The sequence below is a fragment of the Streptomyces sp. NPDC047061 genome (assembly GCF_040643955.1).
Lineage (GTDB): Bacteria > Actinomycetota > Actinomycetes > Streptomycetales > Streptomycetaceae > Streptomyces.
Window position 1 is genome coordinate 54,884 of sequence record NZ_JBEYVI010000003.1, and the last position, 25,567, is coordinate 80,450.

Annotated in this window: 26 protein-coding genes; 18 read left to right on the forward strand and 8 right to left on the reverse strand. The window is 72.3% G+C overall.

Going from position 1 to position 25,567, the window contains the following annotated elements; translation table 11 throughout:
* The first annotated feature begins 149 nt into the window (after nucleotides 1–149).
* From ABZ887_RS06305 to ABZ887_RS06330, 6 genes are all read left to right on the forward strand, one after another.
* A complete protein-coding gene (locus ABZ887_RS06305) occupies nucleotides 150–947 on the forward strand; it encodes a metallophosphoesterase (protein WP_361283468.1) in 798 nt (265 codons plus the stop codon).
* Nucleotides 948–1,088: 141 nt separating this feature from the next.
* On the forward strand, nucleotides 1,089–1,532 hold the full coding sequence (locus ABZ887_RS06310; RefSeq protein WP_361283470.1) for an SRPBCC family protein: 444 nt from the start codon (nucleotides 1,089–1,091) through the stop codon (nucleotides 1,530–1,532).
* A gap of 187 nt (nucleotides 1,533–1,719) precedes the next feature.
* The gene (locus ABZ887_RS06315) at nucleotides 1,720–2,874 is read left to right on the forward strand and encodes an ArsA-related P-loop ATPase (protein WP_361283472.1); all 1,155 of its coding nucleotides are present in this window, start codon (nucleotides 1,720–1,722) and stop codon (nucleotides 2,872–2,874) included.
* A gap of 63 nt (nucleotides 2,875–2,937) precedes the next feature.
* Nucleotides 2,938–3,399, forward strand: a complete 462-nt coding sequence (locus tag ABZ887_RS06320) for a DUF5304 domain-containing protein (protein WP_361283474.1) — start codon at nucleotides 2,938–2,940, stop codon at nucleotides 3,397–3,399.
* A 134-nt stretch (nucleotides 3,400–3,533) separates the two neighbouring features.
* A complete protein-coding gene (locus ABZ887_RS06325; RefSeq protein ID WP_089101131.1) occupies nucleotides 3,534–4,487 on the forward strand; it encodes an ROK family glucokinase in 954 nt (317 codons plus the stop codon).
* Nucleotides 4,488–4,637: 150 nt separating this feature from the next.
* The gene (locus tag ABZ887_RS06330; protein ID WP_361283476.1) at nucleotides 4,638–5,384 is read left to right on the forward strand and encodes an endonuclease/exonuclease/phosphatase family protein; all 747 of its coding nucleotides are present in this window, start codon (nucleotides 4,638–4,640) and stop codon (nucleotides 5,382–5,384) included.
* Nucleotides 5,385–5,483: 99 nt separating this feature from the next.
* Here ABZ887_RS06330 and ABZ887_RS06335 read toward each other — a convergent pair whose 3' ends face one another.
* Together ABZ887_RS06335 and ABZ887_RS06340 are read right to left on the reverse strand one after the other, a co-directional pair.
* Nucleotides 5,484–6,083: a hypothetical protein gene (locus ABZ887_RS06335; protein WP_361283478.1), complete on the reverse strand. Its 600-nt coding sequence runs from the start codon at nucleotides 6,081–6,083 to the stop codon at nucleotides 5,484–5,486.
* A complete protein-coding gene (locus tag ABZ887_RS06340; RefSeq protein ID WP_361283480.1) occupies nucleotides 6,076–6,855 on the reverse strand; it encodes an alpha/beta fold hydrolase in 780 nt (259 codons plus the stop codon). Before ABZ887_RS06340 ends, ABZ887_RS06335 begins: the two co-directional genes overlap by 8 nt.
* Before the next feature lie 166 nt (nucleotides 6,856–7,021).
* Here ABZ887_RS06340 and ABZ887_RS06345 point away from each other — a divergent pair, with 166 nt between their 5' ends.
* From ABZ887_RS06345 to ABZ887_RS06360, 4 genes are all read left to right on the forward strand, one after another.
* Nucleotides 7,022–7,759 (forward strand): lysophospholipid acyltransferase family protein, encoded by a 738-nt coding sequence (locus tag ABZ887_RS06345; protein WP_361283482.1) that lies wholly within the window; start codon nucleotides 7,022–7,024, stop codon nucleotides 7,757–7,759.
* 194 nt (nucleotides 7,760–7,953) lie between these two features.
* On the forward strand, nucleotides 7,954–9,168 hold the full coding sequence (locus tag ABZ887_RS06350) for a DUF5931 domain-containing protein (RefSeq protein WP_361283484.1): 1,215 nt from the start codon (nucleotides 7,954–7,956) through the stop codon (nucleotides 9,166–9,168).
* On the forward strand, nucleotides 9,165–9,827 hold the full coding sequence (locus ABZ887_RS06355; protein ID WP_361283486.1) for a response regulator transcription factor: 663 nt from the start codon (nucleotides 9,165–9,167) through the stop codon (nucleotides 9,825–9,827). The genes ABZ887_RS06350 and ABZ887_RS06355 overlap by 4 nt, the downstream gene beginning before the upstream one ends.
* A gap of 156 nt (nucleotides 9,828–9,983) precedes the next feature.
* Complete coding sequence (locus tag ABZ887_RS06360; protein WP_361283488.1) at nucleotides 9,984–11,012, forward strand: 6-phosphofructokinase; 1,029 nt, start codon at nucleotides 9,984–9,986, stop codon at nucleotides 11,010–11,012.
* 159 nt (nucleotides 11,013–11,171) lie between these two features.
* Here the strand turns inward: ABZ887_RS06360 and ABZ887_RS06365 are convergent, their stop codons facing one another.
* A complete protein-coding gene (locus ABZ887_RS06365; protein WP_361283490.1) occupies nucleotides 11,172–13,037 on the reverse strand; it encodes an anthranilate synthase family protein in 1,866 nt (621 codons plus the stop codon).
* 118 nt (nucleotides 13,038–13,155) lie between these two features.
* Complete coding sequence (locus ABZ887_RS06370; RefSeq protein ID WP_361283492.1) at nucleotides 13,156–13,290, reverse strand: trp operon leader peptide; 135 nt, start codon at nucleotides 13,288–13,290, stop codon at nucleotides 13,156–13,158.
* A gap of 28 nt (nucleotides 13,291–13,318) precedes the next feature.
* On the opposite strand from ABZ887_RS06370, the gene ABZ887_RS06375 reads away from it, so the two are divergent.
* Both ABZ887_RS06375 and ABZ887_RS06380 read left to right on the forward strand, forming a co-directional pair.
* On the forward strand, nucleotides 13,319–14,671 hold the full coding sequence (locus tag ABZ887_RS06375; RefSeq protein ID WP_361283494.1) for a class II 3-deoxy-7-phosphoheptulonate synthase: 1,353 nt from the start codon (nucleotides 13,319–13,321) through the stop codon (nucleotides 14,669–14,671).
* Nucleotides 14,672–14,792: 121 nt separating this feature from the next.
* Nucleotides 14,793–15,038: a (2Fe-2S)-binding protein gene (locus tag ABZ887_RS06380; RefSeq protein WP_361283496.1), complete on the forward strand. Its 246-nt coding sequence runs from the start codon at nucleotides 14,793–14,795 to the stop codon at nucleotides 15,036–15,038.
* 15 nt (nucleotides 15,039–15,053) lie between these two features.
* On the opposite strand, the gene bfr is transcribed toward ABZ887_RS06380, so the two are convergent.
* Nucleotides 15,054–15,533: a bacterioferritin gene (gene bfr, locus ABZ887_RS06385; protein WP_361283498.1), complete on the reverse strand. Its 480-nt coding sequence runs from the start codon at nucleotides 15,531–15,533 to the stop codon at nucleotides 15,054–15,056.
* A 182-nt stretch (nucleotides 15,534–15,715) separates the two neighbouring features.
* On the opposite strand from bfr, the gene ABZ887_RS06390 reads away from it, so the two are divergent.
* Entirely contained in the window at nucleotides 15,716–16,348 is a 633-nt protein-coding gene (locus ABZ887_RS06390; protein WP_361283500.1) for a sulfite oxidase-like oxidoreductase, read from the forward strand.
* 33 nt (nucleotides 16,349–16,381) lie between these two features.
* On the opposite strand, the gene ABZ887_RS06395 is transcribed toward ABZ887_RS06390, so the two are convergent.
* Nucleotides 16,382–16,900 (reverse strand): DUF4396 domain-containing protein, encoded by a 519-nt coding sequence (locus tag ABZ887_RS06395; RefSeq protein WP_361283502.1) that lies wholly within the window; start codon nucleotides 16,898–16,900, stop codon nucleotides 16,382–16,384.
* Between the two features lie 264 nt (nucleotides 16,901–17,164).
* On the opposite strand from ABZ887_RS06395, the gene ABZ887_RS06400 reads away from it, so the two are divergent.
* The 5 genes from ABZ887_RS06400 to ABZ887_RS06420 all read left to right on the forward strand — a co-directional run bounded on the left by ABZ887_RS06400 (nucleotide 17,165) and on the right by ABZ887_RS06420 (nucleotide 22,500).
* On the forward strand, nucleotides 17,165–17,833 hold the full coding sequence (locus ABZ887_RS06400) for a Crp/Fnr family transcriptional regulator (RefSeq protein WP_361283504.1): 669 nt from the start codon (nucleotides 17,165–17,167) through the stop codon (nucleotides 17,831–17,833).
* A gap of 110 nt (nucleotides 17,834–17,943) precedes the next feature.
* Nucleotides 17,944–18,738 (forward strand): hypothetical protein, encoded by a 795-nt coding sequence (locus ABZ887_RS06405; protein WP_361283506.1) that lies wholly within the window; start codon nucleotides 17,944–17,946, stop codon nucleotides 18,736–18,738.
* Complete coding sequence (locus tag ABZ887_RS06410) at nucleotides 18,735–20,936, forward strand: hypothetical protein (RefSeq protein ID WP_361283508.1); 2,202 nt, start codon at nucleotides 18,735–18,737, stop codon at nucleotides 20,934–20,936. Before ABZ887_RS06405 ends, ABZ887_RS06410 begins: the two co-directional genes overlap by 4 nt.
* Entirely contained in the window at nucleotides 20,933–22,012 is a 1,080-nt protein-coding gene (locus tag ABZ887_RS06415; protein WP_361283510.1) for a hypothetical protein, read from the forward strand. The genes ABZ887_RS06410 and ABZ887_RS06415 overlap by 4 nt, the downstream gene beginning before the upstream one ends.
* Nucleotides 22,009–22,500 carry a Pycsar system effector family protein gene (locus ABZ887_RS06420; protein ID WP_361283512.1) on the forward strand — a complete coding sequence of 164 codons (492 nt, stop codon included), beginning with the start codon at nucleotides 22,009–22,011 and terminating at the stop codon, nucleotides 22,498–22,500. The genes ABZ887_RS06415 and ABZ887_RS06420 overlap by 4 nt, the downstream gene beginning before the upstream one ends.
* A gap of 26 nt (nucleotides 22,501–22,526) precedes the next feature.
* Here the strand turns inward: ABZ887_RS06420 and ABZ887_RS06425 are convergent, their stop codons facing one another.
* Together ABZ887_RS06425 and pknB are read right to left on the reverse strand one after the other, a co-directional pair.
* On the reverse strand, nucleotides 22,527–23,405 hold the full coding sequence (locus ABZ887_RS06425) for a deoxyribonuclease IV (RefSeq protein ID WP_361283514.1): 879 nt from the start codon (nucleotides 23,403–23,405) through the stop codon (nucleotides 22,527–22,529).
* A 34-nt stretch (nucleotides 23,406–23,439) separates the two neighbouring features.
* On the reverse strand, nucleotides 23,440–25,371 hold the full coding sequence (pknB, locus tag ABZ887_RS06430) for a Stk1 family PASTA domain-containing Ser/Thr kinase (RefSeq protein ID WP_361283516.1): 1,932 nt from the start codon (nucleotides 25,369–25,371) through the stop codon (nucleotides 23,440–23,442).
* Between the last annotated feature and the right edge of the window lie 196 nt (nucleotides 25,372–25,567).

Genomic DNA, 25,567 nt, shown 5'->3' on the forward strand with positions numbered 1-25,567 from the left:
CGACAGGGGGGTCCGGCGAGATGTTCGGTGCGTCACACGGGTTGGTGTTCCTTCGCGTACGGTAGTCCACGGCCTTAGTGACTGACCAGTAACCGCCGGTGCGGCCATCGCCTGTTCACGTTTGCCGCACAGGCCTACCCTTGATCACCATGGCAGCCACACCCACCGGCATCCCGAGGACCCGCGTCCACGTGGTCAGCGACGTGCACGGCAACGCCCGTGACCTGGCCCGGGCCGGCGACGGGGCCGACGCCCTGATCTGTCTCGGCGACCTCGTCCTCTTCCTCGACTACGCCGACCACTCCCGCGGCATCTTCCCCGACCTGTTCGGCGTCGAGAACGCCGACCGCCTCGTCGAACTCCGCACCGCCCGCCGCTTCGAGGAGGCACGGGAACTCGGCGCCCGGCTCTGGGGCGGGATCGGCATGGACCGGGCGACGGCGATCGAGAAGGCGGTGCGCAAGCAGTACGCCGAGATGTTCGCGGCGTTCCCGACCCCGACGTACGCGACGTACGGCAATGTCGACATGCCGCCGCTGTGGCGGGAGTACGCGGGCCCGGGCACCACCGTTCTGGACGGCGAGCGGGTCGAGATCGGCGGGTGGGTCTTCGGCTTCGTCGGCGGCGGGCTGCGCACCCCCATGCGCACCCCCTACGAGATCTCCGACGAGGAGTACGCGGCGAAGATCGAGGCGCTCGGCGAGGTCGACGTGCTCTGCACGCACATCCCGCCGGAGGTGCCGGAGTTGGTGTACGACACGGTGGCGCGCCGTTTCGAACGGGGCAGCCGGGCGCTGCTGGACGCCATCCGCCGCACCCGCCCCCGGTATGCGCTCTTCGGACATGTCCACCAGCCGCTGGTGAAGCGGATGCGGATCGGGGCCACCGAGTGCGTGAACGTCGGGCACTTCGCGGGCACCGGACGGCCCTGGGCGCTGGAATGGTGACGACCCCGGACAGGGGGTGAAGTCGGCTGGTCGGACGCGCGGTAGCCTTCACGCGGCACACGCGTGCGCACGCCCGCGCACGCCGACCCCCTTTACCGGTCCCACCGGTCCCACCGGCCCGCATCTGGAGGAGCCACGGCGATGGCGGAACACACCAGCTCGAACATCACGATCGAGGCGGCCCCGGCGGACGTCATGGCGGTGATCGCCGACTTCGCCCGTTACCCGGACTGGACCGGCGAGGTGAAGGAGGCGGAGGTCCTGAAGGCCGACGCCCAGGGCCGTGCCGAGCAGGTCCGCCTGGTCATGGACGCCGGCGCGATCAAGGACGACCAGGTCCTCGGATACACGTGGACCGGTGACAACGAGGTCTCCTGGACGCTGGTGAAGTCCCAGATGCTGCGGTCCCTGGACGGCTCGTACCTCCTCAAGCCGGCGGGCGCGGGCGCGACCGAGGTCACGTACTCGCTGACGGTGGACGTCAAGATCCCGATGCTCGGGATGATCAAGCGCAAGGCGGAGAAGGTCATCATCGACCGTGCGCTGGCGGGACTCAAGAAGAGGGTGGAGTCGGGGGAGAAGTGAGGTAGGGGGCGCGTCGCGCCCCTGAAAGACTCAGCTGCGGGCAGGCGTGCCGCAGGGCGGCACGGGTGGGCGCTGGGGGTCCCCCCGGCCGAAGGCTGGGGGAGGCACCCTGCCAACGCCGGTAAGTGACACCCCCCACGCCCGCTGTAACGAGGGCTCACCTGGACGTCCGTTACGGTTCACCCTCATGCGCACCATCCTGATCACCGGCCCGGGCGGCAGCGGCCGTACCACCGTCGCCGCGGCCACCGCCCTGCGCGCCGCAGCCGAGGGCACCCCCACCCTCGTCCTGAGCGCCGACCGCACGGACACCCTCGGCGCCGCCCTGGGCACGGCGACAGGACCGGAGCCCACCCGCGTCACCCCCACCTTCACCGCCTGGCGCCCCGACGCCGCCGCCCGCTTCCGCGAGGACCTCACCGCCTTCCAGAGCCGCGCCGCGAACGTCCTCGACCTCCTCGGCGCCTCCCGCCTGGACGCCGAGGAGCTCACCCCGCTGCCCGGTGCCGAGGAACTGTCCTTCCTGCGCGCCCTGCGCGACGCCGCCCTCTCCGAGCGCTACGAGCTGCTCGTCGTGGACCTCCCGCCCGCCCCCCAGGCGCTCGCCCTCCTCGCCCTCCCCGAGGAGCTCCGCCGGTACCTGCGCCGGCTGCTCCCGCCCGAGCGGCAGGCGGCCCGCGCCCTGCGCCCGGTCCTCGGCCGCCTCGCCGGCGTCCCCATGCCCGCGGAGTGGCTGTACGAGACGGCGGCCCGCTGGGACGTCGAGCTGGCCGCCGTGGAGGCCGTCCTCGCCGACCGCGACACCGCCGTACGCCTGGTCGCCGAACCCGGCCCGGCCGGCGCCGACGCCGTCCGCACCGCCCGCCTCGGCCTCGCCCTGCGCGGCCTGTCCGCCGCGACCCTGATCGCCAACCGGGTGCTGCCCGAGGCCACGCCCCTGCACACCCTCGTCGCCCAGCAGCGCAAGACCCTCGCGGAGTGGGGGGAGGCGTACGAGGTCGCGGCCGTCGCCCACCTGGGGCACGACCCGCGCGGCACCGACGACCTCGCCGCGCTCGCCGTGCCCGGTGTCAACACGGCGCCCGCCCCGGTCGAGTGGCCCGTCGCCGACCGGATCGAGGAGGACGGCGTCCTCGTCTGGCACATCCCGCTGCCCGGCGCGATACGGGACGGCCTGGACCTCGTCCGGCGCGGCGACGAGGTCGTGATCACCGTGGGCGGCTTCCGCCGGATCGTCGCCCTGCCGTCGGCCCTGCGCCGCTGCACCGTCGCCGGGGCCGGACTGCGCGACGGCGAGCTGCGGCTGCGCTTCGCACCGGACCCGGAGCTGTGGCCGCGCTGACGGTGAAACCGGTACGCCCGTTCGGGTAACGTCGTAGAGACGAACCGTAGTCAGGAGTCCGTCATGAGCGAAGAAGGCCCCACAGCCGACGCCTCCGAGGCCGCGGACGAGGTACGGGCGACGGACGACGACGCCTGGGCCACCGCCTGCGCCGAGGACCTGCAGGCGGAGAAGGCCCGCCGTCGCGCCCAGTACGGCGCGCCGCCCGGGTCGGCCGCCGAGGAACTGCGCAAACTCGTCGACGCCGTCGCCGAAAAGCTGTCCGGCCTCCAGACCCCGCTGCTCGGGGCGGTCGCCGGACCGGCCGCCCAGCAGGTGGTCCGGCAGGTCGTCCAGCAGGCGAAGAACGCCGTCGAGCCCGTCATAGAGCGCAACCCGGACGTCTTCGACCACCTGGCCGCGGCCGGCGGTGAACTCCTCGCCGCCTACCGCTCCGCGGTCCAGGCCCAGGAGACCCGCTGGACCTCCCGCAAGCACGACCCGGGCGACGACGCCGGCCCCGGTGAACGCATCGACCTGGACTGACACCCCCGTCGAATCCCTCCGTCCCGCGCCCCGTCCCGCCGACCGGTCCGCTCACCGGACGGACGACGAGAACCCGACGGCAGGGCCTCGGGTACGGTTGGCCGTAGCGGGGCTCGACCGAAACTGAGGGATTCATGGGACTCACCATCGGCGTCGACATCGGCGGCACGAAGATCGCGGCCGGCGTGGTCGATGAGGAAGGCAACATCCTCTCGACCCACAAGGTGCCGACCCCGGGCACGCCCGAGGGCATCGTGGACGCCATTGCCTCCGCCGTCGAGGGCGCCCGTGCCGGGCACGAGATCGTCGGCGTGGGCATCGGCGCCGCCGGTTACGTGAACCGGCAGCGCTCCACGGTCTACTTCGCGCCCAACATCGACTGGCGCCAGGAGCCGTTGAAGGAAGAAGTCGAGGCCCGCGTCGGCCTCCCCGTGGTCGTGGAGAACGACGCCAACGCCGCCGCCTGGGGCGAGTACAAGTTCGGCGCCGGCAAGGGCCACCGCAACGTCATCTGCATCACCCTCGGCACCGGCCTCGGCGGCGGCATCATCATCGGCAACAAGCTGCGCCGCGGGCACTTCGGCGTCGCCGCCGAGTTCGGGCACATCCGGATGGTCCCGGACGGGCTGCTGTGCGGCTGCGGCTCGCAGGGCTGCTGGGAGCAGTACGCGTCCGGCCGCGCCCTCGTCCGCTACGCCAAGCAGCGCGCCAACGCCACCCCCGAGCACGCCGAGATCCTGCTCGGCCTCGGTGACGGCACCCCCGAGGGCATCGAGGGCAAGCACATCTCCATGGCCGCCCGGCAGGGCGACCCGGTCGCCGTCGACTCCTACCGCGAGCTCGCCCGTTGGGCCGGCGCCGGCCTCGCCGACCTGGCCTCCCTCTTCGACCCCTCCGCGTTCATCGTCGGCGGCGGCCTCTCGGACGAGGGCGAACTGGTCCTCGACCCGATCCGCAAGTCCTACAAGCGCTGGCTGGTGGGCGGCAACTGGCGCCCGGTGGCCGAGGTCATCGCGGCCCAACTCGGCAACGAGGCCGGCCTGGTGGGCGCAGCCGACCTGGCCCGGGAGCCCGACCCGATCATGTAGCGCCCTGGACTTTTCGGGATGCGGCAACCGCAACGCCCTAGGGGCGCGGGGAACTGCGCGACAAGCCACAACGCACCGGCAGTCGCCCACCCACCTCGCGCCCCACCCCAGTAGGCGCACGGCCCCCCGACCCGGCGTACATTGATCCACATGGCGCCGCTCCCCAACTCCCACACAGAGCCCGACGGTTCCGCCGTCATCCGCGTCCTCAGCTACAACATCCGCTCCATGCGGGACGACACCGACGCCCTCGCCCGCGTCATCAGGGCCTGCGCCCCCGACCTGGTCCTGATCCAGGAGGCCCCCCGCTTCTTCCGCTGGCGCAAGAAGCTCGCCCGCCTGGCCTCGGCCTCCGACCTGGTGATCCTCACCGGGGGCGGCACCGCGGCCGGCCCGGCGATCCTCTGCGACCTCCGCGCCACCGTCGAGCGCACCGAGGACGTCCTCCTCCCGCTCACCCCCGGCCTGCACCGCCGCGGCCTCGCGACCGCCGTCGTCCGGTTCGGCGGCGCCCGCCTCGGCGTCACCAGCTTCCACCTCAGCCTCCAGCAGGACGAGCGCTACGAGCAGGGCGGCATGCTCCTCGACCGGGTCGCCGGCATGGGCGTGGCGCACGCCGTCGTCGGCGGCGACCTCAACGACCGCCCCGACGGCCGCACCTTCCGCCGCCTGGCCGACGCCTTCCAGGACTGCCGTACCACCGCCCCCTGGGGCGGCGAGTTCACCTCCTGGTCCACCGACCCCCACCAGCGCATCGACGCCGTCTTCGCGACGAAGGGCATCGAGGTGCTCGGCTGCGGCGTCCCCCTGGACCAGCCCGGCGTGACCGAAGCCGATCTCACGCGGGCGACCGACCACCTGCCCGTGCTGGCCGCGCTCCGCGTGCCCTCGGCCTGACCCCAAGCCGTCGGACGGGAATCGGGCGGGAATCGGGCGGGAAACACGAGGGCCCGTCCGGAATCGCTCCGGACGGGCCCTCGGGCAGGCGTGGACCGGTCAGACGACGGCTCCCCGCCCGGGGTCGCCGTCCTCGTCGTCGTCGGTCTTCATGCGGGTCACCAGCGTGACGAAGCCGCCGAGGAAGCCGCCGATGCCCAGCGTCGCCAGCCACCAGGTCATGTCCCAGCCCAGCAGCACGGCGAGCAGCAGCAGGACCGGCCCGCCCACCACGCCCAGCCAGGCGAACTTGGCCGTCGCGTCGGCCTCCGGCAGCGGCGGCGGCTCGGGCGGCACGAAGTGCCCGTCGTCGTCATCGTCGAAGTCGTCCTCCGACGCCTCCGGCGCCGTGTAGTCACGCGGGCCCACCCCGGGCGCGAAGGAGACGGAACCCCCCAGCGGCTGCACGGGCCGTGGCTCCTCGGCCGTCGCCCCGGCCGCGGTCCCCGCGGCCTCGGCGCCCTTCTCGGTCTCGTCCTCGTCCTCGTCGGTCGCAGGCAGCGCGAGATCCTGCACCGGCTTGTAGGGCTTCGTGCCCGGCGGGTCCGGCGGCTCGTCGCCGTACCCCGCGACGATCGCCGCCCAGGCGGCCGCCTCGTCGAAGGGCACCCCCGTCTCGTCCGGCTCGCGGTCCTCGCGGTCGGAGTCGTGCTCAGCCAACTGCGGCCGTCCCTTCCTTGCCGACACTGGGTGCGAGCCGGCCGATGAAGGCGAGGCTCTCCTCGAAGATCCGGTCCGCGTCATGGTCCAACGTCGCCACGTGGTAACTCTGTTCCAGCACGACCTCCGTTACGTCCGTGGACGACACCCGGCTCAGGATCCGGGCGGAATCCACCGCCGGAACCACATGGTCCCGGGTGCTGCGCAGGAGCAGCAGCGGCTGGGTCACCTGCGGCAGCTCCTTGTCCACCTGGCGGAAGAAGTTCCGCAGCGAGTGCGCGCAGTGCAGCGGCACCCGGTCGTACCCCGTCTCCGCGGCGCCCGGCTTGGCGATGTCGCTGGCGATGCCCTTCGTCGTGCGCACGAGATGCCGGGCCACCGGAAGGGCGTACGCGGACAGGCCGTGCACCTTGTTCGCCGGGTTGACGATCACCACGCCGTCCACACCCGTACCGTTCCTGGCGGCCAGCCGGAGCGCCAGCGTGCCGCCCATGGACAGGCCCGCCACGAACACCTGGGAGCAGCGCTCGCGCAGCAGCCGCAGCTCGCGGTCCACCTCCGCGTACCAGTCCTGCCAGCCGGTGACCTGCATGTCCTCCCAGCGCGTGCCGTGCCCCGGCAGCAGGGGAACGGACACGCTCAGGCCGTGTGCCGCATGGTGTTCCGCCCAGGGGCGCAGCGACTGGGGCGAGCCGGTGAAACCGTGGCAGAGGAGGACGCCGACCTCCCCGCCGTCATGGCGGTACGGCTCGGCTCCGGGGAGAACCGGCACCTTCGGTCTCCAATTCTGAGAGAGGGCGGAACTGCGAGGGGCATGGACGACGACTCCAGTTGTGCTTCACCGTACGCGACGGCACTGACACCGACCAGGGTCGTCGGGGCCATTCCCGGCGCTCCGGGTTAAGGTCTGATCGACGGAAACAGGAGGCACTGGGTTGTTGTACGGCGCGATGAAGGTCACCATCGGGGGACCGCTGAAGGTCACCTTCAGGCCCTGGGTGGAGGGCCTGGAGAACGTCCCGGCCGAGGGCCCGGCGATCCTGGCGAGTAACCACCTGTCCTTCTCGGACTCGTTCTTCCTGCCCGCGGTGCTGGACCGCAAGGTCACCTTCATCGCGAAGGCCGAGTACTTCACCACGCCCGGCGTCAAGGGCCGCCTCACGGCCGCCTTCTTCAAGGGCGTCGGCCAGCTGCCGGTGGACCGCTCCGGGGCGCGCGGCGCCGGCGAGGCCGCGGTGCAGAGCGGCATAGACGTGCTGGAGCGCGGCGAGCTGTTCGGCATCTACCCGGAGGGCACCCGCTCGCCCGACGGCCGCCTGTACCGGGGCAAGCCCGGCGGCCTCGCGCGCGTGGCGCTCGCGACCGGCGCCCCGGTCCTCCCCGTCGCCATGATCGACACGGAGAAGATCCAGCCGCCGGGGCAGGTGATGCCCAAGCTGATGCGGCCGGGCATCCGGATCGGCAAGCCGCTGGACTTCAGCCGCTACCAGGGCATGGAGCACGACCGGTTCGTGCTGCGCGCGGTGACCGACGAGGTCATGTACGAGATCATGAAACTTTCCGGCCAGGAGTACGTGGACATCTACGCGACGGCAGCAAAGCGGCAGATCGCGGAGGCCGCGAAGGCCGGGAAGGACGCGGCACGGAGAGCCGAGAAGAAGGCTGCCGAGTCCTGAGCGGGTCCGGCGAAGTCCGCTGCGGTTCGGCAGCGCCCTGAAGGGGCGCTGGGGGTACCCCCAGCCGAAGGCTGGGGGAGGAACTGCGCGACCAGCCACGACGGTGCCGCAGCCGGCCGACGGCATAGCGTGGCACTTGCAGCGGTGCTCGGCAGCCGCGGCGGCACGGGGACGGGCAGGGGGGACTGGGGGACATGAGCAAGCGGGAACGCGTCATACGGATGTCGGTCGAGCAGCCCCTGTGGCGTGCCCTCACCGGCTACCGCGTACTGACCCTGCTCTACGCGATCGGCCTGTTCGCCTCCGCCTACGACGACTACGACCGCGCGGGCGTCGCCATCGCCTACTTCGCCGTCCTGACCGTCTGGACCCTCGCGACCCTGCCCCGCGTGCAGAACGCGGCGGCCTGCACCAAGCGCTTCCTCGCCGTCGATCTCGCCGTCGCGCTCACCGGCATCCTGCTGACCCCCTGGGTGGTCACCCAGGGCCACATCGACCGGGGCGGCCCGACCCTGCCGTCGATCTGGACCGCCGGCTCGGTTCTCGCCTACGCCCTCAAGGGCGGCTGGCGGTGGGCCGCGTTCGCCTCCACCCCGGTCGCCGTCGCCAACCTCGTCGAGCGCGGCCACCCGGCCCGCGACACCGTCCACAGCGTGGTCCTGGTCTGGGTCGCCTCCATCGCCATCGGGTACGTCGTCGAGGTCGCCCGCGCCTCCGAGCGCACCCTCGCCCGCGCCCTGGAGATCGAGGCGGCGACCCGGGAACGGGAGCGGCTCGCCCGGGACATCCACGACGGCGTGCTCCAGGTGCTCGCCATGGTGCAGCGGCGCGGCACCGTCCTCGGCGGCGACGCGGCCGAACTGGGCCGGCTGGCGGGCGAGCAGGAGGTGGCGCTGCGGACGCTGGTCTCCGGCGGCCTGGTGCCGCTCTCCCGGGTCTCGGAGGACGAGGCCCAGGGCGCGGTCGTACGCCTCGTCGAGGAGCCGGACGACAGCGGCCCGGCCGACCTGCGCACGCTGCTCGCGCGGTACGCCGGATCCCGGGTCAGCCTCGCCGAGCCCGGTGCGCCGGTGGAGCTGCCGCCGGGCGCCGCACGCGAGCTGGCCGCGGCCGTCGGCGCCGCCCTGGACAATGTGCGCAGGCACGCGGGGGACGGGGCGCGGGCCTGGATCCTGGTCGAGGACGAGCCCGGCGAGGTCGTGGTCACCGTACGGGACGACGGCCCCGGCATCCCGGAGGGCAGGCTCGCCCAGGCCGAGGGAGAGGGGCGGCTCGGGGTGGCCCAGTCCATCCGGGGGCGGCTGCGTGACCTCGGGGGCAGCGCCGAGCTGGTCTCGGTCCCCGGGCAGGGCACGGAAGTCGAGCTGAAGGTACCGAAGGTCTCCCCGGGGAAGGCGGAGCGGCGATGAGCATCAAGGTCATGGTGGTCGACGACCACCCCATGTGGCGCGACGCGGTCGCCCGGGACCTGGCCGAGTCCGGGTTCGAGGTGGTCGCCACCGCCGGGGACGGCGACCAGGCGGTGCGCCGAGCCAAGGCCGCCGCGCCCGACGTCCTCGTCCTGGACCTCAACCTGCCGGCCAAGCCGGGGGTCCAGGTCTGCAAGGAACTCGTCGGCCACAACCCGGCGTTGCGGGTCCTCGTCCTCTCGGCGAGCGGGGAGCACGCCGACGTCCTGGAGGCGGTGAAGTCCGGCGCGACCGGCTACCTGCTGAAGTCGGCGTCCACCGAGGAACTCCTCGACGCGGTCAGCCGTACCGCCGTCGGCGACCCGGTCTTCACCCCCGGCCTCGCGGGTCTGGTCCTCGGCGAGTACCGCCGGCTGGCCTCCGAGCCCGCCCCGGCCGCGGACGCCGACCGGCCCGACGCGCCCCGGCTCACCGACCGCGAGACCGAGGTGCTGCGGCTGGTCGCCAAGGGCCTGAGCTACAAGCAGATCGCCGAGCGCCTGGTCATCTCCCACCGCACGGTCCAGAACCATGTGCAGAACACCCTCGGCAAGCTCCAGCTGCACAACCGGGTGGAGCTGGTGCGCTACGCGATAGAGGCCGGCCTCGACGACGACTGAGCCGCCGACCGAACCGACGACTGATCTGATCTTCGGGCGGCCGTAAACCAACCGCCCGACAATTCACCGGAATTGCCCTTCCGTGCCCATCCCTGTGTGAGCTGGATCACCATTAGCGTGAGTCCCACCAGGCAACCGCGGCGAAGGGACATTTCCATGCGGGTCGGAGTACTGACCGGAGGCGGCGACTGCCCCGGGCTCAACGCCGTCATCCGGGGCATCGTCCGCAAGGGCGTGCAGGAGTACGGCTACGACTTCGTCGGCTTCCGGGACGGCTGGCGCGGACCCCTCGAAGGCGACACCGTCCGCCTCGACATCCCCGCCGTACGCGGCATCCTGCCCCGCGGCGGCACCATCCTCGGCTCCTCGCGGACCAATCCGCTCAAGCAGGAGAACGGCATCCGCCGGATCAAGGACAACCTCGCCAAACTCGAGGTCGACGCGCTGATCGCGATCGGCGGCGAGGACACCCTCGGCGTCGCCGCCCGCCTCACCGACGAGTACGGCGTGCCCGTCGTCGGCGTGCCGAAGACCATCGACAACGACCTGTCCGCCACCGACTACACCTTCGGCTTCGACACCGCCGTCGGCATCGCCACCGAGGCCATCGACCGGCTGCACACCACCGCCGAGTCCCACATGCGGGTCCTGGTGTGCGAGGTGATGGGCCGGCACGCCGGCTGGATCGCCATCCACTCCGGGCTCGCCGGCGGCGCCAACGTCATCCTCATCCCCGAGCAGCGCTTCGACGTCGACCAGGTGTGCGCCTGGGTCACCTCCCGCTTCAAGGCGTCGTACGCCCCGATCGTGGTCGTCGCCGAGGGCGCCATGCCGAAGGACGGCGACGCCGTCCTCAAGGACGGATCCCTGGACTCCTTCGGGCACGTCCGGCTCTCCGGGGTCGGCGAGTGGCTGGCCAAGGAGATCGAGACGCGCACCGGCAAGGAGGCCCGGACCACCGTCCTCGGGCACATCCAGCGCGGCGGCACGCCCAGCGCCTTCGACCGCTGGCTGGCCACCCGCTTCGGCCTGCACGCCGTCGACGCCGTCCGCGACGGGGACTTCGGCAAGATGGTCGCGCTGCGCGGCACCGACATCGTCCGGGTCCCGATCGCGGAGGCCACCGCCAAGCTGAAGACCGTCGACCTGAAGCTGTACGAGGAGGTCGGGGTGTTCTTCGGCTGACGGCCGGCTTCCCCCGCTCGGTCGGCGCGCCGTCACGGTCACCGTGACGGCGCGCGGGCCGAGCGGGGGAAGGCCGAGCTTTTACGCACCGGCTACGGCGAGACACCTGAGGGGCGCGGGGAACTGCGCGACCAGCCCCCACGCACCCGCACCCGAAACTCAAGCCTGAACTGCTCCAGTGCCGCGCAACTGTCCTACCAACTCCCGCACAATCGCCGCCCCGTTCAGCGTGAGCACCGACTCGGGGTGGAACTGCACCCCGGCCAGCCCCGGTCCCCGGACGGCGTGCACCTCGCCGTTCTCCGCCCGGCTCACCTCGATGCCGTGCGCGGCCAGCTCCCGCGCCGCCTCGTCGTCGCAGCGGGCCACGAAGCTGTTGTAGAAGCCGACCGTCTCCGGGCGCCCGAACAGGTCCACGGTCGCCTGCGCCCCCTGGTAGGGGACCTCCTTGCGGACGATGTCCAGCCCCAGCTCCGCCGCGATCAGCTCGTGCCCGAGGCAGACGCCCAGCACCCCGTCCCGGTGCTCCCGGAGCACGGTCGCGGTCAGCTCCCGCAGGAACCGCATCTTCGGATCGTCCAGGTCGGACGGGTCACCGGGCCCCGGGCCGAGCACGACCGGCCCCTCGTGCGCGAGCACGGCCGCCCGCAGCCCCGGCTCGTCGTACCGCCGGACGGTGACGTCCAGCCCGCCGGCCCGCAGGACGTGCGCGAGCATCGCCGTGAACGTGTCCTCGGCGTCCACCACGAGAGCGTGCCCGGTCAGTTCCGCGGACCGCTCCTGCATCCGCAGCCAGAACGGCGCCAGTGACGCCCGCCGCCCGTCCAGCGCCGCCCGCACCCGGGGGTCGTCGGCCAGCCGGGGGCGCGACTGCTCGGCGCGCGGCCGTGACGGCCGTACGCCGAGGGCCGCCAGCACCCCCGCCGCCTTCGCGTGCGTCTCCGCGACCTCGCTCACCGGGTCCGAGCCGCGCACCAGGGTGGCGCCGACGGGGACCCGCAGCCGCCCGTCCGCGTCGATGTCGGCGGTCCGGATCAGGATGGGCGAGTCGAGGGTCTGGGCACCCCCGGAGTCCCGGCCGAGCAGGGCCAGCGCGCCGGCGTAGTAGCCCCGGCCCCCGACCTCGTGCCGCTCGATCACCCGGCAGGCGTTCTGCACCGGGGACCCGGTCACGGTCGCCGCGAACATGGTCTCCCTCAGGACCTCCCGCACGTCCAGCGAGGACCGGCCGCGCAGCTCGTACTCGGTGTGCGCGAGGTGCGCCATCTCCTTCAGCCGCGGCCCGACGACCACCCCGCCCATGTCGCCCACCGTGCACATCATCTTGAGCTCCTCGTCGACGACCATCGACAGCTCCTCGATCTCCTTGCCGTCGGCGAGGAAGCCGAGCAGGTGCTCGGGGGTGGGGCCCTCGGCGGGATAGCGGTACGTGCCGCTGATCGGGTTCATGACCACCGTGCCGCCGGACATCCGCACATGCACCTCGGGGCTGGCGCCGACCAGCGTCCGGTCCCCGGTGTGCACGACGAACGTCCAGTAGGCGCCCCGCTCGCCCTCGAGGAGGCGCCGGAACAGGGCCAGCGCGTCGGCGCGCCCGAAGCCCGGGATCTCGCCCTGGTACGTCCGCCGGATCACGAAGTTCGCGCCCTCGCCGCGGCCGATCTCCTCGCGCAGCACGCGGCCGACGATCTGCGCGTACGCGTCGTCGTCGACGTCGAAGGCGCCGGATTCGACCTGGACGTCGTGGGAGGGGAGGGCGGCGAGGGCCTCGTCGAGTGGAATGTGACATACCACTGTCGGGGTCAGCGCCAGCAGCGGCGTCCCGTCGTCCCGCACGTCGAACCCCCGCTCCCGGATCTGCCGGTACGGAACGAGGGCGAGCCCCTCCTCGGGCAGGTCGGCGAGCCGGTCGTGGGCGGTGACCGGGCCGACAAGGAGTTCCACCGTGCTCTCGTCATGGCCGGGGGTGCGGCGGCGGAGCAGGGCGAAGGGACGGTCGTCGTGGAGCAACTGGTTCAGGTCCATGGTTCCTCTGCGGTCCTTTGTCGGGTGGGACAGGTGAGACAGCTGGGAGAGGAACGACCCCGGGAACGCCGAAGGCCGCCCCTCCGGGCGGCCTTCGCGAAGTCTTGCGTACGCGCAGTCAGTGGGCCGCCGGAGAAGCGGTCCACCACCAGTTCTGGATCGAGTGCGCGAACATGCGGAAAACCTTACCGCAGCCCACCCTCTGTCCACAGGACAATCGCTCTGTCTCACCAGTCGAGCCGGAGGAAAACATGGCGACACGACCCCGTAATGTTTACGAGGTGACCGTGAACGCTAAGACCAGCCTCGGCGCTGGCAACACCTGGCGAAACCTGCCCGCGGCGCAGCAGCCCGAGTACCCCGACCCCGAGGCTCTGCGCGCAGTCGTTGCGGAGCTGGAGTCGTATCCGCCGCTCGTCTTCGCGGGCGAGTGCGACCAGCTGCGCGCCCGGATGGCGGCCGTCGCCAAGGGAGAGGCGTTCCTCCTCCAGGGCGGCGACTGCGCCGAGGCCTTCGACGCGGTGTCCGCCGACCACATCCGCAACAAGCTCAAGACCCTCCTCCAGATGGGTGCCGTGCTGACGTACGCCGCGTCGGTGCCCGTGGTGAAGGTGGGGCGGATCGCCGGCCAGTACAGCAAGCCGCGCTCCAAGGGGACCGAGACCCGCGACGGCGTGACCCTGCCGACGTACCGCGGTGACTCGGTCAACGGCTTCGACTTCGACGAGAAGGCGCGGATCCCGGACCCCGAGCGGCTGAAGCGGATGTACAACGCGTCCGCCTCGACGCTGAACCTGGTGCGTGCCTTCACCACCGGCGGTTACGCGGACCTGCGCCAGGTGCACGCCTGGAACCAGGACTTCGTGAAGTCCTCCCCGTCGGGCCAGCGCTACGAGCAGCTCGCCCGCGAGATCGACAACGCGCTGAACTTCATGCGGGCCTGCGGCGCGGAGCCCGAGGAGTTCAAGACGGTCGAGTTCTTCTCCTCGCACGAGGCGTTGCTCCTTGACTACGAGTCCGCCCTGACCAGGGTCGACTCGCGCACCGGCAAGCTGTACGACGTCTCCGCGCACATGGTGTGGATCGGTGAGCGCACCCGGCAGCTGGACGGGGCGCACATCGAGTTCGCCTCGAAGATCCGCAACCCGATCGGCCTCAAGCTCGGCCCGACGACGACGGCCGAGGAGGCGCTGAGGTACATCGACCGCCTCGACCCGGACCGCGAGCCGGGCCGGCTGACCTTCGTCGTCCGGATGGGCGCGGACAAGGTCCGCGACAAGCTCCCCGAGCTGGTCGAGAAGGTCACCGCCTCGGGTGCCACCGTGGCCTGGGTGACCGACCCGATGCACGGCAACACCTTCGAGGCGGCCTCGGGCCACAAGACCCGCCGCTTCGACGACGTGCTCGACGAGGTCAAGGGCTTCTTCGAGGTCCACAAGGGGCTTGGCACCCACCCGGGTGGCATCCATGTCGAGCTCACCGGTGACGACGTCACCGAGTGCGTGGGCGGCGGCGACGAGATCTTCGTCGACGACCTGCACCAGCGCTACGAGACGGCCTGCGACCCGCGGCTGAACCGCAGCCAGTCCCTGGACCTGGCGTTCCTCGTCGCGGAGATGTACCGGGACCAGTAACCACCCGGACATGCCGTGGGGCGCGGATCACATGCGATCCGCGCCCCTTCGGACTTTTGCGGGCCGGGGACGCCGGGTAAGGTTAGGTTGACCTTATCGACCCGGCGGGAGGTGAATCCGCGTGTACGTCTGCAGCTGTTTCGGGGTGACCGAAGCGCAGGTCAAGCAGCACGCGGAGGACGGCGCCGCCACTCCTCGCCAGATAGCGTCCGCCTGCAAGGCGGGCACGGACTGCGGTTCGTGCGTCCGCCGCATCCAGGCGATCCTCGGCCGGGGCGCCTGCCCCCGCCGCGAGCTGGCCGACCAGGGTCGTCCGGTGCTCTCCGAGATCGACGGCGGGCTCGACGGGCTGGGCGAAGCCGCCTAGGCCGAGCCGCCCGGGTCAGCTCTCCGGCTGCTCGATCAGCTGTGCGAGGTAGAGCGCCTCACCGAGCTTCTCCAGCAGCTCCAGCTGGGTGTCGAGGTAGTCGATGTGGTGCTCCTCGTCCTTGAGGATGTCCTCGAAGATGTTCGCCGACGTGATGTCGCCCTTCTCGCGCATCACCTTGATCCCGCGCTTGAGCCGGTCGATCGCCTCCACCTCGATCTGCCGGTCGGCCTCGAACATCTCCTTCACGGTCTGCCCGACACGGACGTGGAACAGCCGCTGGTAGTTGGGCAGCCCCTCCAGGAACAGGATCCGGTCGGTGAGCACCTCGGCGTGCTTCATCTCGTCGAACGACTCGTGCCGGGTGTACTTCGCGAGCTTGTACCAGCCGAAGTTCTCCTGCATCTTCGCGTGCAGGAAGTACTGGTTGATCGCGGTGAGCTCGCCGGTGAGCTGCTCGTTGAGGAATTCGATGACCTCGGGGTCGCCCTGCATCGCAGAGGCTCCTTCCACGGACTGGGGTGTCTGCGGCGCATGATTGCACCGGCGTAGAAGATCGTCCAGTAAGTGCTGACTTAGTAAGTAAGTCCATACTTGGTGGAAGTTGACCGATTTGATGATCGGTGGGCGGTCTGCCTGGTCAGGTGCACCGCCCGTGGTCTGTCAGGATGGAAGGCATGGGTCATCCGGTGGAGCACGCGTCTCGGGAAGCCGCGGGAGCCGAGCTTCCGCCGGGGCAGCGACTGCAGCGCGGCTGGCCGGTCACGCACTACGGCCCGGTGCCCAAGTTCCGTCCCGAGCGCTGGGAGTTCCGGGTCTTCGGCGCCACCGCCGACGGGGGCGCGCAGGCCTGGAACCACGAGCGGTTCACGGCCCTGCCCTACGCCACCGTGGTCGCCGACCTGCACTGCGTGACGAAGTTCAGCATGCTCGGCGCGGAGTGGGGCGGGATCCCGGCGCGGACCGTCCTGGAGCTGGCGCCGCCCGCCCCCGAGGCCACCCATGTGATGGTCTGGGCGGAGTACGGCTTCAGCTCCAACCTGCGCCTCGCGGACTTCGCCGCCGAGCGCACCCTCTTCGCCACCCACAAGGACGGCGAGCTCCTCACCGCCGAGCACGGTTTCCCGGTCCGCCTGGTCGTCCCGCACCTGTATGCCTGGAAGGGCCCCAAGTGGGTCCGCGGTATCGAGTACATGACCGCCGACCGCCGCGGCTTCTGGGAGGAGCGCGGCTACCACAACATCGGCGACCCCTGGAAGGAGCAGCGCTACTCCTACCAGGAGGGGCCGGGAGACGGTCCGGAGCTCTGAGATCCTGGCGCCCGGTGGTGGAGGTCCCGCCGCTCAGTGGTGGTAGCGGTGCACCACCGCGTGCCCCTTGCCCCGCCCGATCGTCCACTTGTTGACCGGCGCGGTCACCACGAACGCGAGCACGAGCGAGACGGCCAGCGAGACCCAGAACAGCGCGTCGCCCAGCTGGGCGTCCATCGCGGCCGGCCAGACCAGGATCGTGCCGTTGTCGATCAGCTCCATCACGGCGATGGAGAGGGTGTCCGCGGCCAGCGCCACCCGCAGGGCGGTGCGCAGGTCGACGCCCGCCTTCAGGACCCCGCGCATGGTGAGCGCGTAGCCGAAGAAGAACGCCAGCACGATCGCCAGCAGTGTGGTCGGCAGGTTCCCCCAGCCGAACGCCGTGCCGACGACCATGCCGAGCACCTCGCCGATCGCGCAGCCGGTGAGGCAGTGCAGGGTGGCCTGGGCGGCCATGGCCCAGGAGGTGCCGGCGGCGCCGGGTGCCTCGTGGGGTGTGTGCGGTGCGTGCGTGTGTTCAGTGTGCTCGTGGACGGCGTGCTCGTGGTCCATGACCGACCCCCGGTGTCAGGTGCGGATCCTTCTGTGACGCCAACATGTATACCCCCCAGGGGTATTCCGGGGAAGGGTCCGGGCTCGTTCCGGTAACGGCGCGCACATTCCGTGCCCAGAGCGCTACGCTGAGATTCTTGCCTGGCGGGAGACGCGCCGGGCGGAGACGGATCCGAGGGGCCCTTGGGGTTCCGCTTGTGATCCGGTTCGGGGGCGAGCGGTCGGGGGACGACGGTGGGGCTGTTCGGAGAGCGGCATACCTTCATGGGTGGCCTCGGTCCGGGGGACCGGGAGGCACTGGCGGGACTCGGCACCCGGCACGAGTACCCGCCGTACGAGACGGTCGTCGCGGAAGGCGACCGCACCACGTTCGCGGTGGTCCTGCTCAGCGGCTGGTGCACGGTGTGGACGCCGACCGAGCGCGGTGGCCGGCTGATCCTGGCGCTGCGCCGGGCCGGCGAGGTCGTCGGCGACATGGCGGCGCTCGACGGCCGCCCGCGCAGCGCCTCGGTGAGCACCCTCGGCCCGGTGACCGGACTGGTCGTGCCCGGGGAGCGGTTCCGGCGGTTCCTCGCCTCCCGGCCGCACGCCAACGCGCTGATGATGAACCAGCTCACCGAGCGGCTGCGCAGCGCGGACCACGAGCGCCGGGCCCTGGCCTCCATGACCGTGCTGCAACGGCTCGCCGAGCGCCTGGTCGAACTGGCCGACCGCACCGGCCGGCCGGAGAACGAGGCCGTGACCATACGGCTGCCGCTCGCGCAGCACGAACTGGCCGCGTCCGTGGGCTCCACCCGCGAGGCCGTCGCCAAGGCCCTGCGCCTGTTACGGGAACAGGGCCTGGTCCGCACCGGCCCCGGCACCCTGGCCGTGGCCGACCTGGACCCGCTCCGCCTGCTCGCCGCCGGACAACCACACGGCACGGAGACCTGACAAGCACGCGTCCCGCGCTGTGTAAACGGCTACAGCGGCGACCGTCCGGCTCCGCGACCATCGCAGCCGAGGGGCCGATGGTCCGGCGGGACGGCAGGGAGGAGAGAACGATGGAGGGGGAAGCCGCGTACGGCTTCATCGTCAACGTGGACGCGCAGGGCTCGGGCCTGCTGTCCGACACCGAGAAACCCGAGATGCGGCGCAGACTCTACGACGTCACGGGCACCGCCTTCGAACAGGCGGGCATCCACCCACCGCGCCTCTACCAGGAGGACCGCGGCGACGGCATCCTCAGCGTGCTGGCGCCCGACGTGCCGCCCGCCCGGATCGTGGGGGAGTGGGTGGAGCAGCTCCACCAGAACCTCCGGGAGAGCAACCGGGACCTCAGGAAGCCGCTGCGGCTGCGGGTGGGACTGCACATCGGCCGGGTCACGCCCGACGCCTACGGCCGCTCCGGGCGCGCCGTCGACCTGGCCTGCCGGCTGTGCGACTGCGGCACCACGAAGGCGATCCTCGCGGCCGCGGCCGACGCGCCCCTGGTGGTGGCCGTCTCCGACCGCGTGCACGAGGACTTCGTGCTGCCCGGCGGGCGCTGGGTGGACCCCGAGCACTACCGCCGGCACGACGTGGACCTCAAGGAGGGCCGCACCACCGCCTGGTTCAGGGTCCCCGGCCGGCCCGCGCCACCCGAGCCGCCCGAGTCGGCAGAGGCGGCCGCGCCGCCCGAGCCGGCCGCGCCGGCCGGTGCGGAGGACACGAAGGCGAGCACCCCGCCGCGGCCGCCGGCCGCCACCGACACCACGGGCCGCTTCGTCCAGAACATCCACCAGCACGGCGACGGAGAGGTCATCGCCGCCGAACGCATCGAGACCCTCAACATCGACCGCCGCGGCGGTGGCCGGTGAACGCCCAGAACCCACCGCCCCCGGGCGGCCCGAAACCGCCGCAGCAACCGCAGCCGCAGCAGAAGGCCGAGCCGGACAAGCCGCAGGGCGCCGAGCCCGGCGGCGCGCCCGAGCCGGAGAAGGCCGACGTCATCGGCGGCTCGGCCGCCGACCCGCTCGGCGAGGAGGCGCTGCCCGGCGCGGCGGCCGCCGCCTCCCGGATCTACCGCTCGACCGTGAGCCAGCACGGCACCGGCACCCTCATCAGCTCCGGATCCGTCGGCACCATGAACTTCTACAGCCGGCAGGCGGCCGAACGCGTCCTCGCCGGCCCGCTCCCGGAGGACCAGCTGCGCAGACTGCGCCAGGTCTTCCAGGAACCGGCGGACTACGCCGAACACCGCGAGCAACTGCGCGACGGACGCCTCCTGGTGCTCTACGGCCAGCCCGGCACCGGCCGCGCCTACACCGCCCTGTCCCTGCTGGACGGCCTGACCGGCGGCCGGGTCTCCCGGCTCGACCCGCGCACCGACCTGGACCGACTCGACGACGACCAGATCAGCGACGGCCACGGCTACGCCCTGGAGCCGAGCGCCACCGGGTTACCGGACGAGACCGGACTCGACCGGCTCTGCCAACTGCTCGGCGAGAAGGACGCCTACGCGGTCCTGCTGGCCGCCCCCGAACCCGGAGACGTGCTCTCCCGCAGCGGCCGCTACTACCGCGCCCACACCCCGGCCGCCCAGACCGCCGTACTCGAGGGCCACCTCGCCGTCGAACTGGCCGACAAGGACCCCGAGCTGTACGAGCGGGCCCGGGCCACCGCCCTGGACCCCGACGTCCTGGAGGCGCGCGGCCTCGACGAACTGCGGCCCGCGGAGGCCGCCCACTACGCGCGGCTCCTCGCCCGGCACACCAGGGACGAGCTCACCCACGACGAACTCCTCGCCGAATGCCGGAAGTTCGCCGAGAGCCAGGCCGCCGAGTGGTTCGCCGGCGGGGTCCGCTCCGAGACCCCGGAGCGGCTGCGGGACGCGGCCTACCGGATCGCCGTCGCCGTCCTCGACGGGGCCTCGCTCAGCGCCGTCGCCGAGGCCGCCGAGGTGCTCGCCTGGGAACTGGCCGTCACCGTCGACCCCGAGGCCGCTCCCGGCCGCCCGCTGTTCAGCGACGGCGTCGACGCCCGGCTGGTCTCCGCCCGCGCGGTCGCCGAACTCGGCACCGAGGAGGTCGGCACCGAGGAGGTCCCGGTGCGCACCGTGCGGTTCGGCGGCGAGGCCCTCGCCCCTGCCGTACTCGGCCACCTCTGGCAGCACCGGCACAACGCGCGCGGACCCGTGCTGCGCTGGCTGGCCGGACTCTGCGAGGACGACCGGCCCCAGGTCTGGGTGCGGGCCGCGGTGGCGGCCGGCCAGTTGTGCCGCCTCGACCTCTCGCACACCGTGCACGAACTGGTCCAGCCGATGGCCCAGGCCGAGCGGGCCCGCCGCCGGCTGTTCGCCGCGACCGTCCTCGACGTGGCGCTGCGCTCCCCGGAGGTCGGCACCGCGATCCGCGCCCTGATCGGCTCCTGGGCCCGCTACGGCGACGAGCAACTGCGCTGGACGGCGGGCGCCGTGCTCGGCCGGGGCCGGGCCACCGACACCGTCCGCGAGACCCTCGACCTGCTCGGCGGCATCGGCGTCTGGGACGAGGGCAGACTGCGGTCCGGCGCCGCCGTCCAGGTCGCCCACTTCGCCGGCGCCCGCCCCGAGGCCCAGACCCTGCACCGGATCCGCGCCTGGCTCTCCGACGCACGCCGGCCCCAGCAGGACCTCGGCCTGCAGTCCACGGTCTACCTCGCCACCGTCCCCGTCACCGACCTCTGGAACCAGCACGAGGACCTGGAGGGCTACGGCGACTGGCCGCTGATGCTGGCCCTGGCCGCCGTCCGGCCCGCGCTCGCCCCGGAACTCGCCGGGCTCCTGTGGACCGCGCTGCAGACCCCGCGGTCCTACGAGGCGGCGATCGAGACCCTGTCCGACTGGCTGCGCGGCTCGGCCGACCAGCCCTGGGCCGACCGGCTGGAGCGGTTCCTGCCGCTTCTCGTGCACAGCCAGGACGACCGCAACCGGCTGCTGGCCCTCATCAAGGAACTCACCGAAGACCCCGATCAACCACTGAACGAACAGCAGGTCCGCCGCCTGTGGGGGGCGGTCCAGGGAGCGAGTACACCATGACGCACAACCAGTGGCAGCCGTGGCCGCCCCAGGACGAGGAGTTCGTCCTGCCGCACGACCTCAGAGGCCCCTTCGTCCGCGAGTTCGCCCCGCAGGCCACCTACCGGCACCGCAACAGCCAGGTGGCCTCGGTGCTCTACTACAAGAACGGCGGGCACAGCATCCTCACCGTCCGCGGCGCCGAGCACTTCAACAAGCCGCTGATGGGCAGGCCCACCTCGGTGTGCTGGATCGCCCGCGGCCAGCACCAGGTCTCCTTCCAGCTGGCACTGCCCACCCTCGGCGACCGGGCCCAGTTCAGGGCGGGAGCGGACGTCAACTGGGAGGTCCGCGACTTCTACACCGCCGCCGAGAAGCGCGTCGTCGACGTGGAGCGGATGCTGCGCCCGTCCCTGGAGGCCCGGTTACGCGGACTCAGCCGCCGCTACAGCCTGGACTCGGCCCAGCAGGTCGACGAGGCCATCCAGGACGAGCTGGCCAGCGGCCGGTGGAACGACTTCGGTGCCGAACTGGGCCTCGCCACCCAGGTGTTCGTCCGCATCGACCTCGGACAGGCCGCCGCCGACCACCAGGCCCAGATGGTCGCGGTGGAGAAGGGCGGCGTGGTCCAGGAGGCCATGGACAACGTCACCAAGGCGCGGATCGCGGCCAACATGGACGACGCCCAGAAGCTGATCACGGCCGGCGAGACCGTCCAGTACGCCCACCTGCTCGCCTCGGACCCGGGCCGGGCGGCCGAGATCCTCGGCGTGCTCCAGCAGCAGGCCCGCGACCAGCGCCAGGGCGCCCTGGACTACCTGACCAACCTGATCAGCCAGGGCGTCGTCCAGCGCCACCAGATCGACGACCAGGTGCAGGCGCTCATCGACTACAGCCGCACGGTCTCCACCGGCGTCTTCCCGAACGGCGCGCTGCCGCAGGCCCCGACCTCGCTGCCGGTGCCGCCCATGCCCCCGATGCCGCCCGCACCCCCGCTGCTCCCGGCCGACGCGCCCCCGCCGGTCCCGCCCGCGGACGCCATCCCCGGGCAGGGGACGGGGGTGGAGGACGACTCCAGCCCCGAGGCGCGCCGATGACCCCGGGCGACCCCGACGCCGCCGCGTACTACGTCGCCGAACGGCTGCTGGGGACCGTACGCGAGGACCTGGGCAGGGCGGACGTGAAGGCGTCCGTCCTGCTCTCGGGCGCCGTCGCGGTACCGGCGCTGGTGCTCGGCAGGGGCGCGCCGTCCGGCACGTCGGGCGTCGCCCTGGCCTTCCTCGCGGTGGGCGGGGCACTCTGGGCGGCCGGCAGCCTGCTGCTGCTCGCGGTGATCGTGCCCCGCACCCGTACGGTCCGCTCGGCACCCGGCCCGACCTTCTACGCCGACGCCCTGCACGGCATCGACCCGGAGGCGCTGCGCCGCGCCGCCGCCGACGCCGGGGCGGACCAGGTGGGCTGGCTGCTCACCCAGCTCCAGGACGTCAGCGTGATCCTGTCGGCGAAGTACCGCTGGCTGCGCCGGTCGATGGCGCTGCTCGGCGCGGGGCTGCTGCTGGCGGCGGTGCCGCTGGCGGTGGGGTGACCCGTCCGGAGGTCCGCAGAGGGGTGTCAGCCGTCCCGGAGCCGCTTGAGGCGCTCGACGTCGGCCGCGTGCCCCTCCTTGCCACCGGGCGTCTCGATGATCAGCGGTACGCCCGCGGTGGCGGGGTGGGTCATCAGCGCCCGGAACGGGTCCTCGCCGATGTGACCGGAGCCGATGTTCTCGTGCCGGTCCTTGTGCGCGCCGACGACGTCCTTGGAGTCGTTGGCGTGGATCAGCTTCAGCCGCCCCTCGCCGACGGTGTCCACCAGCAGGTCCAGTGTCCGGTGCATCCCGCTCGGCCCGGTCAGGTCGTGCCCGGCGGCGAAGATGTGGCAGGTGTCCAGGCAGACGCCCAGCTTCGGATGGGCGTCCAGCGCCTCGAAGTACGGGCCGAAGTCCCAGGTCCGCGAGCAGAGCGAGGCGCCCTGTCCGGCGGTGGACTCCAGGAGCAGGAACGGGTCGTCGTCGTGGGTCAGCTCGTCGAGGAGCGGCAGCAGATGCGTCCGTACCTGCTTCAGCGCCACGTCCCGGGCCCGCCCGCCGGTCGCGCTCCCGGTGTGCACGACCACCCCGAGCGCCCCGATCTCCCGGCCGCGCCGCAGCGAGTGGCGCAGCGACTCCACCGACTTCTCCACGGTCGCCTCGGTGTGCGAGCCGAAGTTGATCAGGTACGGGGCGTGCACGTACGCCGGGACCGACCCCTCGGCGCAGGCCGCGCGGAACGCCTCGTCCTGCTTCGGGCTGCCCGCCGGGGTGGCCCAGCCGCGCGGGTTGGCGACGAAGACCTGCACGGTCTCGGCCTTCAGCTCACGGGCGTACGAGAGCCCCACGGAGTGCAGACCGCCGGCCACCGGGACATGGCCGCCGACGGGGTTGCGGGAGGGACCTGACTGCTCGCTCTTCACCCGTCCAGGGTGTCACGCCGCGGCCCGGCCCCCGTCACCGGATGGTGATCGTGATCGTCGACCCCTTGGGCGCCTGCTCCCCGGCGTCCACCGACTGCTTCTTCACGGTGTCGCCGAACAGCCCCAGCAGCCCGCGGTTCTCCTTGACCTGGAAACCGGACTGCTCCAGCAGCTTGGTCGCGTCCTCCACGGTGGCCCCGACCACGTCCGGCACCTCGACCAGCTCCGGGCCCTTGGACAGCGTCAGCGTCACGGTGTCGCCCTCGGCGGCCTGCGCGTCGCCCGCCGGGGTCTGCTGGGCGACCTGCCCCTGGTCGTACTCGGAGTTGATCTCGGTGGCGGACACCGTCACCTTCAGCCCGGCCTCCTGCAGCTCCTGCCGGGCGTCGTCCAGGTCGTCGCCGGTGACGTCCGGGACGTCGACCGGGGCGCCCTTGCTGACGACGAGCGCGATCGCGGTCCCCGCGTGCCGCTTGCTTCCCGCCCCCGGATCGCTCGAGATGACCGACCCCTTGGGCACGTCCTCGCTGAACTCCCGGGTCACCATGCCCGGTGCGAGCCCGTCCGCCGTGAGCAGCAACCTGGCCCTGGCCAGCGTCCGCCCCTGCACGTCCGGCACGTTCACCGTCTCGGGGCCGTCCGAGATGGTCAGCTTCACCGAGTCGTTGCTGCGGATCCGGTGGCCGGCCGCCGGGTCGGTGCTGATCACCGTGCCCCGCTTCACCGTGTCGCTGTAGGCGTGCTCGACCGACCCGACGTCCAGCCCGGCCTCCTTCAGGCGTGCGGTGGCCTGGGTCTCGGTCTTCGACAGCAGCGGCGGGACCTTCGTGAACTGCCCGGAGTTGATGTACCAGACGCCGGCGCCCGCGCCGAGGACGATCAGTACGGCGACGACCAGCGTCAGCAGCCCGCGCCGGGACCGACGGCCCCCGCGCCGCCGGTCCGGCACCGGCGGCGCCTCGAACCGGCTGGTCCGCAGCACTGCCTCGGCCCGCTCGTCCTCCTCGTTGACGGGCAGCGGCCGGGGCACCGTCAACGACCGGGGTATGACACTGGTCCGGTCCTCGCCGATGTCGTGCGCCTGCGCCAGCGCCTGCGGCGGCACGGCGTCCAGCTGCTCGGCGCCGAGCGTGCTCCGGGCCTGCCGCAGCAGGGCGAGCAGCGCGACGGCGTCGTACGGCCGCACCCCGGGATCCCGGGCGGTGCCACGGGCGACCAGTTCGTCCAGCTCGTAGGCGAGCCCCGGCACGACGGCGGAGGGGGCCGGCACGTCCTCGTGCAGATGCTTGTACAGGATGATCGCGGGCGAGTCCCCGTCGTGCGGCTTCTCCCCGGTGAGCATCTCGTAGAGCACGACCCCGCACGCGTACACGTCGACGCGCGGATCGGCGGCCCCGCTCTCGACCTGCTCGGGCGCGAGATAGGCGACCGTCCCGAGCACGGCCCCCGTCGTGTTGGTGGAGCTGCCCACGGACCGCACCAGCCCGAAGTCCGCGACCTTGACCCGCCCGTCGTCCCCTATCAACACGTTCTCGGGCTTCATGTCCCGGTGCACGAACCCGGCGCGGTGCGCGGCGCCCAGCGCGGCCAGCACCGGCTCCAGGATGTCCAGCGCGGCCCGCGGCTGCAGCGCGCCGCGCTCGCGCAGCACGTCACGCAGGGTGCAGCCGGCGATGTACTCCATGGCGAGATACACGTACGACCGGTCGGCCCCCTGGTCGTAGACCTGGACGACGTTCGGGTGGGCCAGTCGGGCGACCGACTTGGCCTCCCGGATGAACCGCTCCACGAAGGACACGTCGGCGGCGAGCGCCGGGTGCATCACCTTCAGCGCGAGCACGCGGTCCAGCCGGACGTCCAGCGCCCGGTAGACCGTGGCCATCCCGCCGACGGCGATCCGCGCGTCGACGCGATACCGGCCGTCGAGCACCTGCCCGACGAGGGGGTCCTGAAGGGTCGTATCCACCCGCCGAGTGTACGAGCACCGGCTGACACCCCCACAGGTGAGACCGCTTTCCCCAGCGGACTGCAGCGCACCTGTGACGCTTCGCACGTGGCTGAAATATGCACCTACCCACCCGCGACCCCCGCCGGAGCCGATCCCCCCACGACCCGCGGACGCCGACGGTGCTCGGCCCCCACGGGAGAGTCCCGCTTCTCGG

Coding starts and splice junctions, on each gene's coding strand:
- ABZ887_RS06330 (WP_361283476.1), top strand. CDS start 4,638: ATGGCGCCGCTCCCCAACTCCCACACAGAGCCCGACGGTTCCGCCGTC.
- ABZ887_RS06310 (WP_361283470.1), top strand. CDS start 1,089: ATGGCGGAACACACCAGCTCGAACATCACGATCGAGGCGGCCCCGGCG.
- ABZ887_RS06365 (WP_361283490.1), bottom strand. CDS start 13,037: ATGGACCTGAACCAGTTGCTCCACGACGACCGTCCCTTCGCCCTGCTC.
- ABZ887_RS06405 (WP_361283506.1), top strand. CDS start 17,944: ATGGAGGGGGAAGCCGCGTACGGCTTCATCGTCAACGTGGACGCGCAG.
- ABZ887_RS06370 (WP_361283492.1), bottom strand. CDS start 13,290: ATGTTTTCCTCCGGCTCGACTGGTGAGACAGAGCGATTGTCCTGTGGA.
- ABZ887_RS06315 (WP_361283472.1), top strand. CDS start 1,720: ATGCGCACCATCCTGATCACCGGCCCGGGCGGCAGCGGCCGTACCACC.
- bfr (WP_361283498.1), bottom strand. CDS start 15,533: ATGCAGGGCGACCCCGAGGTCATCGAATTCCTCAACGAGCAGCTCACC.
- ABZ887_RS06350 (WP_361283484.1), top strand. CDS start 7,954: ATGAGCAAGCGGGAACGCGTCATACGGATGTCGGTCGAGCAGCCCCTG.
- ABZ887_RS06355 (WP_361283486.1), top strand. CDS start 9,165: ATGAGCATCAAGGTCATGGTGGTCGACGACCACCCCATGTGGCGCGAC.
- ABZ887_RS06305 (WP_361283468.1), top strand. CDS start 150: ATGGCAGCCACACCCACCGGCATCCCGAGGACCCGCGTCCACGTGGTC.
- ABZ887_RS06360 (WP_361283488.1), top strand. CDS start 9,984: ATGCGGGTCGGAGTACTGACCGGAGGCGGCGACTGCCCCGGGCTCAAC.
- ABZ887_RS06390 (WP_361283500.1), top strand. CDS start 15,716: ATGGGTCATCCGGTGGAGCACGCGTCTCGGGAAGCCGCGGGAGCCGAG.
- ABZ887_RS06420 (WP_361283512.1), top strand. CDS start 22,009: ATGACCCCGGGCGACCCCGACGCCGCCGCGTACTACGTCGCCGAACGG.
- ABZ887_RS06400 (WP_361283504.1), top strand. CDS start 17,165: ATGGGTGGCCTCGGTCCGGGGGACCGGGAGGCACTGGCGGGACTCGGC.
- ABZ887_RS06320 (WP_361283474.1), top strand. CDS start 2,938: ATGAGCGAAGAAGGCCCCACAGCCGACGCCTCCGAGGCCGCGGACGAG.
- ABZ887_RS06395 (WP_361283502.1), bottom strand. CDS start 16,900: ATGGACCACGAGCACGCCGTCCACGAGCACACTGAACACACGCACGCA.
- ABZ887_RS06325 (WP_089101131.1), top strand. CDS start 3,534: ATGGGACTCACCATCGGCGTCGACATCGGCGGCACGAAGATCGCGGCC.
- ABZ887_RS06415 (WP_361283510.1), top strand. CDS start 20,933: ATGACGCACAACCAGTGGCAGCCGTGGCCGCCCCAGGACGAGGAGTTC.